Source organism: Candidatus Nitrosacidococcus tergens, assembly GCF_902810445.1.
Taxonomy (GTDB): Bacteria; Pseudomonadota; Gammaproteobacteria; order Nitrosococcales; family Nitrosococcaceae; genus Nitrosacidococcus; species Nitrosacidococcus tergens.
Genome location: NZ_LR778175.1, coordinates 1,799,188 through 1,811,369, shown reverse-complemented (window position 1 = coordinate 1,811,369; position 12,182 = coordinate 1,799,188). Strand labels below are relative to the sequence as shown.

Annotated in this window: 14 protein-coding genes; all 14 read left to right on the top strand. The window is 36.2% G+C overall.

The annotated features are described in order from the left end of the window. The first annotated feature begins 3 nt into the window (after positions 1 to 3). Positions 4 to 138 carry a 50S ribosomal protein L34 gene (gene rpmH / locus NSCAC_RS08760; RefSeq protein ID WP_197744415.1) on the top strand — a complete coding sequence of 45 codons (135 nt, stop codon included), beginning with the start codon at positions 4 to 6 and terminating at the stop codon, positions 136 to 138. Between the two features lie 15 nt (positions 139 to 153). Then, a complete protein-coding gene (rnpA, locus tag NSCAC_RS08755; protein ID WP_197744414.1) occupies positions 154 to 513 on the top strand; it encodes a ribonuclease P protein component in 360 nt (119 codons plus the stop codon). 22 nt (positions 514 to 535) lie between these two features. Then, the gene (yidC, locus tag NSCAC_RS08750) at positions 536 to 2,182 is read left to right on the top strand and encodes a membrane protein insertase YidC (protein ID WP_197744413.1); all 1,647 of its coding nucleotides are present in this window, start codon (positions 536 to 538) and stop codon (positions 2,180 to 2,182) included. Beyond that, positions 2,146 to 3,522 carry a tRNA uridine-5-carboxymethylaminomethyl(34) synthesis GTPase MnmE gene (gene mnmE, locus NSCAC_RS08745; RefSeq protein ID WP_197744412.1) on the top strand — a complete coding sequence of 459 codons (1,377 nt, stop codon included), beginning with the start codon at positions 2,146 to 2,148 and terminating at the stop codon, positions 3,520 to 3,522. The genes yidC and mnmE overlap by 37 nt, the downstream gene beginning before the upstream one ends. Before the next feature lie 35 nt (positions 3,523 to 3,557). Next, on the top strand, positions 3,558 to 5,450 hold the full coding sequence (mnmG, locus tag NSCAC_RS08740; protein WP_197744411.1) for a tRNA uridine-5-carboxymethylaminomethyl(34) synthesis enzyme MnmG: 1,893 nt from the start codon (positions 3,558 to 3,560) through the stop codon (positions 5,448 to 5,450). 6 nt (positions 5,451 to 5,456) lie between these two features. Continuing rightward, positions 5,457 to 6,095 carry a 16S rRNA (guanine(527)-N(7))-methyltransferase RsmG gene (gene rsmG, locus NSCAC_RS08735; RefSeq protein ID WP_197744410.1) on the top strand — a complete coding sequence of 213 codons (639 nt, stop codon included), beginning with the start codon at positions 5,457 to 5,459 and terminating at the stop codon, positions 6,093 to 6,095. 14 nt (positions 6,096 to 6,109) lie between these two features. Beyond that, complete coding sequence (locus NSCAC_RS08730; protein ID WP_197744409.1) at positions 6,110 to 6,889, top strand: ParA family protein; 780 nt, start codon at positions 6,110 to 6,112, stop codon at positions 6,887 to 6,889. A 4-nt stretch (positions 6,890 to 6,893) separates the two neighbouring features. Then, positions 6,894 to 7,763 carry a ParB/RepB/Spo0J family partition protein gene (locus tag NSCAC_RS08725; RefSeq protein ID WP_197744408.1) on the top strand — a complete coding sequence of 290 codons (870 nt, stop codon included), beginning with the start codon at positions 6,894 to 6,896 and terminating at the stop codon, positions 7,761 to 7,763. Between the two features lie 173 nt (positions 7,764 to 7,936). After that, a complete protein-coding gene (locus NSCAC_RS08720; protein WP_197744407.1) occupies positions 7,937 to 8,317 on the top strand; it encodes an ATP synthase subunit I in 381 nt (126 codons plus the stop codon). Positions 8,318 to 8,376: 59 nt separating this feature from the next. Then, complete coding sequence (gene atpB, locus NSCAC_RS08715) at positions 8,377 to 9,174, top strand: F0F1 ATP synthase subunit A (RefSeq protein WP_197744406.1); 798 nt, start codon at positions 8,377 to 8,379, stop codon at positions 9,172 to 9,174. Between the two features lie 45 nt (positions 9,175 to 9,219). After that, positions 9,220 to 9,504 carry a F0F1 ATP synthase subunit C gene (gene atpE, locus NSCAC_RS08710; RefSeq protein WP_197744405.1) on the top strand — a complete coding sequence of 95 codons (285 nt, stop codon included), beginning with the start codon at positions 9,220 to 9,222 and terminating at the stop codon, positions 9,502 to 9,504. A gap of 55 nt (positions 9,505 to 9,559) precedes the next feature. Beyond that, the gene (locus NSCAC_RS08705; protein WP_197744404.1) at positions 9,560 to 10,030 is read left to right on the top strand and encodes a F0F1 ATP synthase subunit B; all 471 of its coding nucleotides are present in this window, start codon (positions 9,560 to 9,562) and stop codon (positions 10,028 to 10,030) included. Between the two features lie 15 nt (positions 10,031 to 10,045). After that, complete coding sequence (locus NSCAC_RS08700) at positions 10,046 to 10,591, top strand: F0F1 ATP synthase subunit delta (RefSeq protein ID WP_197744403.1); 546 nt, start codon at positions 10,046 to 10,048, stop codon at positions 10,589 to 10,591. Between the two features lie 34 nt (positions 10,592 to 10,625). After that, positions 10,626 to 12,173 (top strand): F0F1 ATP synthase subunit alpha, encoded by a 1,548-nt coding sequence (gene atpA / locus NSCAC_RS08695; protein ID WP_197744402.1) that lies wholly within the window; start codon positions 10,626 to 10,628, stop codon positions 12,171 to 12,173. The last annotated feature ends 9 nt before the right edge of the window (positions 12,174 to 12,182 follow it).

Genomic DNA, 12,182 nt, shown 5'->3' with positions numbered 1-12,182 from the left:
GCTATGAAACGTACTTTTCAGCCTAAGAACATAAAACGCAAACGTAACCATGGTTTTCGTGCTCGAATGAAAACTAAATCTGGAAGAGCAATAATTAATAGACGTCGAGCAAAAGGTAGACATAGACTCTCTGCTTAGATTCTATTAATAGAGATGAAACAACTTAGTTTTACTCGATTAATGCGACTTCATAGGCCAATCGAGTTTAAGCAAGTATTCACTACTGAAAAAAAAGTACAAAGTAAAATATTTACGATATTTTATCGACTAAATGAATTAAGCTATCCCCGTTTGGGGATGGTTATTCCACGTAGGCACCTGTCTCGAGCATTTGATAGAAACCAAATTAAGCGATTAGTTAGAGAAGGGTTTCGGCATCGCCAAAAATGGCTAGATGGATATGATTTAATTATATTATCTAAAAAATGCATTAGTAGGTCTACCTATTCGGAGTTAGCTTCCACCTTGGATTATCAGTGGGAATATCTAATTAAAGATTTTAATATCGAATAAGTTAAGACTGTAAATAAGTTGTATGGAAAATTACCGGTTATTTTTAATCTATGCGCTTTTTCTAGTGCTATTTTTTATGTGGAACGCTTGGCAAACTGATTACGGAGTATCACCTCTTTCATCATTTTCAACAGCGTTAATACCAGATGAAGTAATAGAGACTGCAAAACAAGCAGAAAATAAGGCATCTGCTGTAAATATGCCTTCATCTCATGAACCGGTAACAACTAGCAATTCTGCCATAAATAGTAAATTTGTAGAAGTAATAACTGATCTTCTCAAAGTTAAAATCTCATTATCAGATGCTAATTTATTTGAGGCTCAATTATTAGATTATCCAATCTCTCTAAAAGAGCCAAATGAGCTAGTACATCTACTACATCCTGCAGATCCAGATCTTTTCATCGCCCAATCTGGAGTATATACAGCAGCAGGTACTTCAATTATCCCTAAAGATGCTGAGTTTTCTGTGCCTAGCACGAATTATCATTTAACTGGAGCTCAAGATTCTTTAAGCGTCCCACTTACTTGGAAAGAGAGTGATGACATCATCATCACAAAAACCTATATTTTCAAGAGGGGTAGCTACCAAGTTGATATAGCCCTTAAAGTTGAGAATGGAACTAGTAATTCTTGGGCTGGGCAAGCATATACCCAGTTTAGTCGCACTCCACCAGAATCTGAAGGGTTTTATTCTAATCGATTTTATACAGGTGCTGTATTTTCCACTGAGGATCATGATTATAAAAAAATTACATTTAAAGATTTAGATTCTGATACTTTTGAAAGTCATAGCTTAAACGGATGGGTAGCTATGCTTCAGCATTATTTTGTTGCAGCTTGGATACCTAGAGACGAAGGAAAAAATTACTATTATGGTCGCCACTCTCAAAATAACACTTATATTACTGGTGTAGTTTCCCCACAACAAATGTTAAATAGTGGAGAAAGTGGGATATTTGATTTTACCCTTTTTATTGGGCCCAAAGTTTTAGATCAGCTAGCAGCTGCAGCACCAAAATTACAACTTACTATTGATTATGGAAAGTTAACTGTTATCGCTGAACCTTTATTTTGGCTACTCCACTGGTTTTATAAACATGTGGGGAATTGGGGATGGGCAATAGTATTACTCACTATAGTAATTAAAGCTGCTTTTTTTAAATTATCTCAAACTAGTTATCGCTCGATGGCAAAACTACGTAAACTTCATCCACAGCTTACGGCAATTAAAGAGCGATTCGGTAACGATCGACAGAAAGTAGGTCAAGCGATGATAGAGCTATACAAAAAAGAGAAAGTAAACCCAATGGGAGGGTGCTTTCCTATCTTAGTGCAGATCCCTGTATTTATTGCTCTATATTGGATGCTACAAGAATCAGTTGAGCTGAGGCAAGCTCCTTTTATCCTGTGGATGAATGACCTAACATCAAAAGATCCTTATTATGTTTTACCTCTCATTATGGGGGTAACTATGATTATCCAGCAAAAACTTAGCCCAACTCCTACAGATCCTCTTCAAGCTAAAGTAATGATGCTGATGCCTATTACGTTTACTTTCTTTTTTGCACTATTTCCAGCAGGTTTAGTATTGTATTGGGTAGTCAATAATATCCTTTCTATTACTCAGCAATGGTATATCACACGTCAAATAGAAAAGGAGCATTAAGTGATACTATAGCGGCAATAGCAACACCAGCTGGCCGAGGAGGTATTAGTATTGTTCGTGTTTCAGGATCATTATGCTTTCAAATAGCAAAACAGGTTACTAAACAGAATCTGAAACCACGTTATGCTAATTTTTGTAGCTTCTATAGCCATAATAGAAAAAATATAGATCAAGGAATTGCTCTATATTTTCCAGCACCACAATCCTTCACAGGAGAGGATATATTAGAGTTTCACACTCATGGTTCGCCAGTAGTTACTGATCATCTACTTAATTCTTTGTTTCATTTTGGTGCTCGACTTGCACGTCCTGGAGAATTCAGCGAGCGCGCATTTTTAAATAATAAAATCGATTTATCTCAAGCAGAGGCTATTGCAGATCTTATTGAAAGCACTTCTTTACAAGCAGCCCGTAATGCATTGTCTTCTTTACAAGGAGAATTTTCAAAGAGAATTAACCTGCTAAGAGAGCAATTGATTCAAATAAGATGTTTGGTAGAGTCCTCCATTGATTTTAGTGATGAAGATATTAGTATCGTAGAGCCAAAATCTATCTTAAATAAATTACAAGATATTCAAAATACAATAAAAATAATTTATAGTAGTGCTCAACAGGGTGCTTTACTTCAAGAGGGGATAAAGGTTGCCTTAATTGGTCGTCCTAATGTGGGTAAATCTAGTTTATATAATAAACTAATAGGAAAGGATGCAGCTATTGTTACTAAGATACCCGGTACTACTCGAGATATACTATGCACAGATATTGTTATAGACGGGTTAGCTATATCTCTTGTAGATACTGCAGGACTGCATGAATCTATAGATCTTATTGAGCTAGAAGGAATACGGCGTACTCGAAAAGAATTAGATTATGTAGATCACATATTATTAGTTTCTAGCAACCAAGATGGCTTAACTAAAGAAGAATATGAATTATTTAATGAACTACCTAATGGAATTCAAGTTACGCTAATTTTCAATAAAATAGATTTGGATCTTACGCCAGCTTGTATCGAGCAAAGCAATTTAGGGAAAATAATACGAGTATCCGCTCTTACAGGTGAAGGAATTGATTTATTAATACAGCATCTGAGAGAAACAGCTGGATTTAATATAAAAGAAGAGAGTGAATTTTCTGCGCGTCGCCGCCATTTAAATGCACTACAAAAAACTGAAGCTGCGGTTGAATTGACTAAAGCAGCCCTTACTAAAGGGGAATCTGAAGAAATTATTGCAGAAGAGCTGCGTCAGGCTCAAAATTATTTAGGAGAAATTACCGGAAAATATTATACAGATGATCTATTAGGAGAGATTTTTTCTACTTTTTGTATTGGTAAGTAGTATTTACAGTTATCAAAATAATCCCTGAGTTATTTATGGATAATACATCACAGTATGATGTCATCGTAATTGGCGGTGGGCATGCAGGAACCGAAGCTGCACTAGCGGCAGCTCGACAAGGTGTGCGTACTCTACTGTTAACTCACAATATTGAAACTTTAGGGCAAATGAGCTGCAATCCAGCAATAGGGGGGATTGGTAAAGGCCATCTTACTAAGGAAATTGATGCTTTAGGCGGAGCTATGGCTTTAGCTGCAGATCAAGCAGGGATCCATGTTCGGATTTTAAACGCAAGTAAAGGCCCTGCAGTAAGAGCCACTCGTGCTCAAGCTGATCGTACTTTATATAAGAAAGCAATTCGGAAAATTTTAGAACAACAACCTAATTTATTTATTTTTCAACAGGAAGCTACTGATCTACTAATTAAAGATCATAAAGTTTATGGAGTTAAAACTCTACTAGGATTATTTTTCTATGCACCTGCAGTGATTTTGACAGTAGGTACTTTTTTAGGAGGTAAAATCCATGTTGGATTAACAAATTACCAAGGCGGTAGGGCTGGTGATCCTCCAGCTAATACATTAGCCAATCGCTTAAGAGAATTACCATTTAAAGTGAATCGGCTTAAGACAGGTACACCTCCTAGAATTAATAGTCGTACTATTGATTATAGTAAACTTAAAGAGCAACTAGGTGATAAACCAATCCCTAGATTTTCCTTTTTAAGCCCAGTAAATTGCCATCCAAAACAGGTTTCATGCCATATTACTAGAACAAACTTAAAAACCCATGAAATTATCCTAGCTAATTTAGATCAATCTCCTATTTATAGTGGCAATATTGAGGGCATTGGTCCTCGCTATTGTCCTTCAATTGAGGATAAAGTTATTCGTTTTTCAGATAAAAATTCTCACCAAATTTTTATTGAACCAGAAGGATTAGATACTTTTGAAATTTATCCTAATGGTATCTCTACTAGCCTTCCTTATCATGTGCAGGAGCAGGTAGTTCATTCTATTCAAGGATTTGAGCAAGCACATATCACCCGACCTGGCTATGCCATAGAGTATGATTTTTTTGATCCTAGAGATCTTAAACCAACTTTAGAAACTAAATATATACAGGGGCTATATTTTGCAGGGCAGATTAATGGCACAACAGGGTATGAAGAGGCTGCTGCTCAGGGATTAGTGGCTGGGCTTAATGCAGGGCTTCAAGTACGTGGCGAATCTTCTTGGTACCCTAAGAGAAATGAAGCCTACATAGGAGTAATGATTGATGACTTGATTACTCGTGGCACTATAGAGCCTTATAGAATGTTTACAAGTAGAGCAGAATATCGGCTTCTATTAAGAGAAGATAATGCTGATCTACGTCTAACCCCTAAAGGAAGAGAGTTAAAATTAGTCAATGATACTCGATGGGAGCATTTCAATATAAAATGGGAAACTATTGAAAAAGAAAGACAGTGGCTTACTCAACAGCGAATTCGCCCTCATCAAATTACAGAAAAAGAAGCTATCTTTTTATTTGGCGAATCTATTCACCGGGAATATTCTTTAATGGAATTACTACGTCGCCCTCATGTTACCTACGAAAATCTCATGAATTTAATTGGAAAATTAGTAATGATTGACTCTACTGTCGCTGAACAAATTGGGATTGAAGTAAAGTATGCAGGATATATTGAGCGACAGCAGCAGGAAATTAATCGCCAACTACACTATGAAAATTTATGCTTACCGTTTAATTTAGATTATAGCCAAATAAAAGGGTTTTCTACTGAAGTACAGGAAAAATTCACTCAGATTCGTCCTACTACTTTAGGGCAGGCTGCAAGAATTCCAGGCATTACTCCAGCGGCTATTTCAGCCTTGTTAATTTATTTAAAACGTACAAACTATAACCACCAGCTACTAAATAGTTAACCTAATTTGGCTAAGGATTCTAACTTTACAAATAAAAGATTATTAATAGAATTAGGCATTTATTCTCTTGGTCTAAAATTGAGAGAAAAGCAAATTGATCAACTATTAACTTACTTAGAGTTGTTAAATAAGTGGAATCAACGCTATAATCTCACAGCAATTAAAGAACCTAAAAAAGTAATTTTAAAACACTTATTAGATAGCTTAAGTGTTGTTACTTATTTAAAAAGCCATCGAATCTTGGATGTAGGCAGTGGTGCTGGGTTACCAGGTGTTCCTCTAGCAATAGCTTGTTCTAATGACGAAATTACACTACTTGATAGCTGCACTAAAAAAACAAGGTTTTTGATGCAAGTAGTTATTGAATTAGAATTAATAAATGTTTCTATCGTAAATAAACGAATTGAGCATTATCAACCAAACTATTTATTTGATACTATAATCAGCTGGGCCTTTTCAAATTTAATAGACTTTACTCAATTAGCATCAAGATTACGTGATCCATCGGGGAAATTGCTTGCGATGAAAGGTATTTATCCAAAAGAAGAAATTGAATCGCTGCCTGTAACTTATAAAGTACGAAATATATATCCACTATCTATTCCAGGGCTTGAGGCACAGCGTCATTTAATAGAACTTCAATAGAATGGGAAATTAGTATGGGGCGTATCATAGCAATCACTAATCAGAAGGGAGGGGTTGGAAAGACAACTACAAGTGTTAATTTAGCTGCCTCCCTTGCTGCATCTAAAAGGCGCGTCCTTCTTATAGATATGGATCCTCAAGGAAATGCGACTACTGGAAGTGGAATAGATAAATCCTCCTTAATTGCAACCACCTATCAAGTATTACTTGAGAACAGTGTCATTGAAAATGCAATAATAAACATTGATAAAGCTGGTTATGCTGTATTACCTGCAAATAGTGATTTAACTGCAGCTGAGGTTGAATTACTTTCAGTTACAAATAGAGAGAATAGACTACGGCTAGCGCTTCAAATCATTAATCATGACTATGATGAAATCCTTATAGATTGCCCACCTGCACTCAATATGCTTACTATTAATTCATTAGCCGCTGCCGGTGAAGTAATCATCCCTGTTCAGTGCGAATATTATGCTTTAGAAGGGTTATCTGCCCTATTAGGCACGATTGAAGGAATCAAGCAACACCTTAATCCCAAATTACAAATTGCAGGGTTATTACGTACAATGTTTGATCCAAGAAATAACCTTGCTAATGAAGTATCTAATCAACTTATAACTCACTTTGGAAAGCAAGTATACAATACAATTATTCCACGTAATGTTCGTTTAGCTGAAGCACCTAGCTATGGACAACCAATTATTATGCATGATCGCACCTCTCGTGGAAGTGTTGCTTATTTAATATTGGCAAAGGAAGTGCTGATGCAAGAATCAAAAGATAAATTAATCTAACTGTATGGGTTTAAAAAAAAAAGGTTTAGGTCGTGGATTAGATTCTCTACTAGGCACAATTAATACACCCATCCATATTGGAGAATCTAAACCTAAAGAGGAATTGAGATCTCTATCATTAGAACAGATTCAATGCGGGAAATATCAACCACGGGTTGAGATCTCTTCTGAAGCTCTAGCAGAGTTAGCAGACTCCATTCGTGCTCAGGGTGTTATCCAACCTATTATTGTACGCTCTGAGCAAAATGGTATTTTTGAGCTCATTGCAGGTGAGCGACGGTGGAGAGCTGCTCAGATTGTAGGTCTTAGGGAGATACCTGCTTTAGTTAAAAATGTATCTGATCAAGCCGCTGCTGCAATAGCATTAATTGAGAATATTCAAAGAGAAGATCTTAATGCTATTGAGCAAGCAACTGCTTATCAAAAGTTAATAAACGAATTCAATATGACTCATCAAGAAATTGCACAAGCAGTAGGTTGTTCTCGTGCATCAATTTCTAATTTACTACGCCTTCTTACTCTGAATGGAGAAATCAAATCTCATGTAGAAAAAGGAGATTTAGAGATGGGGCATGCAAGGGCACTACTTTCGTTAGATGATGCTATACAACGTAAAATTGCTAGTAAAATTATTCAAGAAAGGTTATCGGTACGGGATACAGAAAATTTAGTACGACGTATGCAGCAGGAATCTATACCTAAATTTAAGCAAAATTTGTTGAGTGATCCAGATATTCGTAAACTAGAGGAAGAGCTAGCAGAACGCTTAGGTACTATAGTTCAGCTCCAACACCTGTCAGGAGGGAAAGGTAGGATCTTAATTCGCTATCATAGTATGGATGAGCTTGACGGGATTCTTACTCACATAAAGTAAAAAACTTACAAATTATATTTAACAGTAGGTTTTTTTATAAGAATTGTGATAAAATGCAAAGAATTTTTGGAAATTAAATAGGTAGAGCCTATTACTTAAAGGTAGTTAGTACTACCAAGCCTTAGCAAGGATGCACTAATCCCAAGTATGTTAATTTCTCATAAATAAGTTTTATGGGCTATGGAGAAGAAGTGCTCTATGTAGCACTACGAAAGTTGTTAGTAGCTCAGCTATCCCTACTAGTATTAGTAGTATCACTATTTCTAGTAATTAAGGGAATCAGTTATTCATTAGCTGCTGGGTATGGTGGGGTAATTGCCTTAATAAATTCCATAATAATGGCTTGGCGAGTAGAAAAGATGAGTAAGAAGACTAGATCAGAAAATTTTTCTTACCAAGGAAGTGGATCTAGTTTCTTAAGTACGCTTATTTTAATGGGAGTAGGTATGGGATTGTTAAAATTAGATCCATTATCGCTTCTCTTTGGATTTGGTATCACCTACTTAGGATACATTTATTTGGGTTATCAGCTTAATCGTCATATAACTAAATGATATTTATACTTAGTATATTTTTAATATAAAAATTTATATTAAATTAAGGTAGAAAAAAATTGAGTACTGAAAATAATTCCGGTGCGTATATTAGCCACCATCTCGTTAATTTCCAAGTAGGTCAATGTGATGGGTTTTGGTGTTTTAAATTAGATACTATTTTTATCAGTTTATTCTTAGCTGGATTGCTTATTTATGCGGGATATCGTATAGGAAAGACTCTTAGTTTTTCAAAACCAAGCGGTATACAGAATGTGCTTGAAATGGTAGTTGAATTTGTAGATCAACAAGTCAAAGATATTTTTCCAGGGAAAAATCGCCTTATAGGTCCACTTGCACTTACCATTTTTATATGGGTCTTCCTAATGAATGCAATGGACTTATTTCCAGTAGATTTATTTCCAAAACTATTTAGTTTTATTGGTATTCATAATCTAAGGATAGTACCTACTGCAGAGATCGATACCACGTTTGCTTTAGCATTAACTGTGTTTGCGCTTACTATTTTTTACAATATAAAAATTAAAGGCCCTATAGGCTACATTAAGCAGTTTTTATTTCATCCCTTTGGTAAATATTTAATACCTATAAACGTCATTATGACTGCCATTGAAGAAATTGCTAAACCTGTATCTCTAGGGCTACGCTTATTCGGTAATATGTTTGCTGGAGAATTAATTTTTTTATTAATGGCTTTGCTATCTTTAGCAGGATTTGGGGCTGCTTGGCTACCTCAAGTTATCTTAGATACTCTTTGGGCTATTTTCCATATTTTGATTATAACAATTCAAGCATTTATTTTCATGCTGCTTACAATAGTGTATCTAGGGATGGCTCATACTAAAGAAGAGCATTAGAATTTTATATTAAATAGATTTATTATCATTTTGCGGAGATTTTGAATGAATCCAGAGTTACTTGTTTCTATTTATTCATCTACTGCTATTGGCGTAGGTATTATTTTGGCTGCTGCAGGTTTAGGATCAGCAGTTGGGTGGGGATTAATCTGTTCTAAGTATATTGAAGGGATAGCACGCCAACCAGAGATGCGCCCCCAGCTTATGGGTCAAATGTTATTTACTGGGGGTTTAATGGAAGCATTCCCAATGATTATCCTTGGTATGTCTATGTGGTTTATTTTTGCTAACCCGTTTATTAATGCTATTAAGACTGCAGCAGGTGGGTAGTAAAAATTATTTTTGATCATATTAACTTATAACAGGAATAGTAAAGGACGCTATTATGAATGTTACTGCTACCCTTATTGGGCAAATGGTAGCCTTTGGGATTCTTATTTGGTTTGTTAATCATTTTCTTTGGGATCCTTTAACCAATTTAATGGAGGAAAGGAAAAAAAGGATTGCTGATGGTTTAGCTGCTGCTGAGCAAGGTAAACATGCTCAAGAACGGGCAAGAAAAGAATCAGAAGAGATGTTAAACCAAGCGAAGGAAAGTGCGGCAGAAATAATAGCTCTAGCACAAAAACGAGCTCAAGAAATAATTGAGCAAGCTAAAGAAGCTGCTCAAATTGAAGGGGATAGGATTAAGGCATCCGCTGATGCCAGTATCCAACAAGAAGTAAGTCGTGCTCGTGAAAATCTGCGTGGAAAAGTAGTATCACTTGCTACTGCTGGAGCTAGCAGAATTCTTAAGCGAGAAATTGATGAGAAAGCAAATGAGTCCTTATTAAAAGAGTTGATAAGTGAAATCTAAGGTTTTATTAAATTAATGGCTGAAAAAATAACTATTGCTCGACCGTATGCTAATGCTCTATTCGAGCTAGCAAAGGATCAGAGCAGCTATAATGAATGGTCAGGAATGTTAAAAGTGTTTGCGGATCTTGTAAAGGATTCTAAGACACGAGCTTTAATAGGCAGTCCGTTTTATAATACTGCACAAATTATAGATCTTTTTACTGAAATAAAAGATTACCCCATTGATAGTACAGTTAAAAATTTAATTAAAATCTTAGCAGAGAGTGGTAGATTATCTGTACTTCCTGAAATTTCATCATTATTTGATCAAATGAAAGATGAAATGGAAGGAGTATTAGGAGCCGAAGTGGTTTTAGCTAAACCCCTATCAGATTCGAATAAAGATCAACTAGATAACATTGCAGCTGCTCTTGAACGTCGATTAGGGCGTAAAATTACTCTTTCCTATAAAGTTGATGAATCTCTATTGGGTGGTGCAGTTATTCGAGCTGGTGACATGGTTATTGATGGGTCAGCTATTGGTAGGCTTAACCAGTTAGCCGCAGAATTACTTCATTAAGTAATATTTAGACTGAATAAGAGGATTATAATCTATGCAACTGCAACTAAACGCTGCAGAGATTAGCGAGCTTATAAAAAAGCGTATTGAAGGATTTGAGGCAAAAACGGAAGCTCGCACAGAGGGGACGGTTATTAGCCTAACAGATGGTATCGCACGTATTCACGGTCTCACTGATGTAATGTTCGGTGAGATGGTTGAGTTTCCCGGTAATACATATGGTTTAGCTATGAATCTAGAAAGAGATTCAGTAGGTGCTGTAGTATTAGGTGCGTATCAACATATTTCTGAAGGAGATAGAGTAAAGTGTACTGGACGAATTTTAGAAGTTCCAGTAGGTGAAAATCTTTTAGGCAGAGTTGTTAACTCGCTAGGAGTTCCTATTGATGGAAAAGGGACTATTGAAGAAAGAATCACTTTACCTATTGAAAAGGTAGCACCTGGTATCATTGCTCGCCAATCAGTTTCTCAAGCCATGCAAACCGGTCTAAAATCCATTGACTCCATGGTACCTATCGGTCGAGGACAGCGAGAGCTCATTATTGGGGATCGACAAACAGGTAAAACTGCAGTTGCGATTGATGCAATTATCAATCAAAAAGGTACTGGTGTTAAGTGTATTTATGTAGCCATTGGGCAGAAGGCCTCTTCAGTTGCTAGTGTTGTTCGTAAACTTGAAGAGCATGGTGCCCTTGCTCATACTATTGTGGTTTCAGCTAGTGCTTCAGATTCTGCTGCACTACAATTTATCGCACCTTATGCAGGATGCACTATGGGTGAGTACTTTCGAGATAGGGGAGAGGATGCTTTAATTATTTACGATGATCTTACTAAGCAGGCATGGGCTTACCGCCAAATTTCTTTACTGCTTAGGCGTCCGCCAGGTCGTGAAGCATTCCCAGGAGATGTGTTTTACCTTCACTCTCGCTTATTAGAACGTGCTGCACGTGTTAATGCAGAACATATTGAGCAAGTTACAAAAGGAGAAGTAAAAGGTAAAACAGGATCTCTAACTGCATTACCTATTATTGAAACACAAGCAGGCGATGTATCTGCCTTTATTCCAACAAACGTAATCTCTATCACTGATGGTCAAATTTTTTTAGAGACAGATTTATTCAATTCAGGTATTCGACCTGCAATTAATGCAGGTCTCTCAGTATCTCGGGTAGGTGGAGCTGCACAAACAAAAATTATTAAAAAATTAGGCGGAGGTATTCGTTTAAATCTTGCTCAGTATCGTGAGTTAGCAGCTTTTGCACAGTTTGCATCTGATCTTGATGAAACCACAAGAAGTCAGTTAGAGCGTGGGCAAAGAGTAACAGAATTAATGAAGCAATTGCAGTATTCTCCTATGAGTGTAGGTCAGATGGCAGTTTCTTTATATGCAGCTAACGAAGGGTTTTTAGATGATGTTGAATTAGATAAAATTCAAGATTTTGAAGCAGCATTACAAGATTATATGAAGTCTAACTATGGAGATTTTATAAATAAAATCACTGAAACAGGTGATTATAATGATGAAATTTCAGCGGAAATAAAATCTGTTATTGAGAAATTTAAAGCGACAAGTACTTGGTAGCGGAGTAAC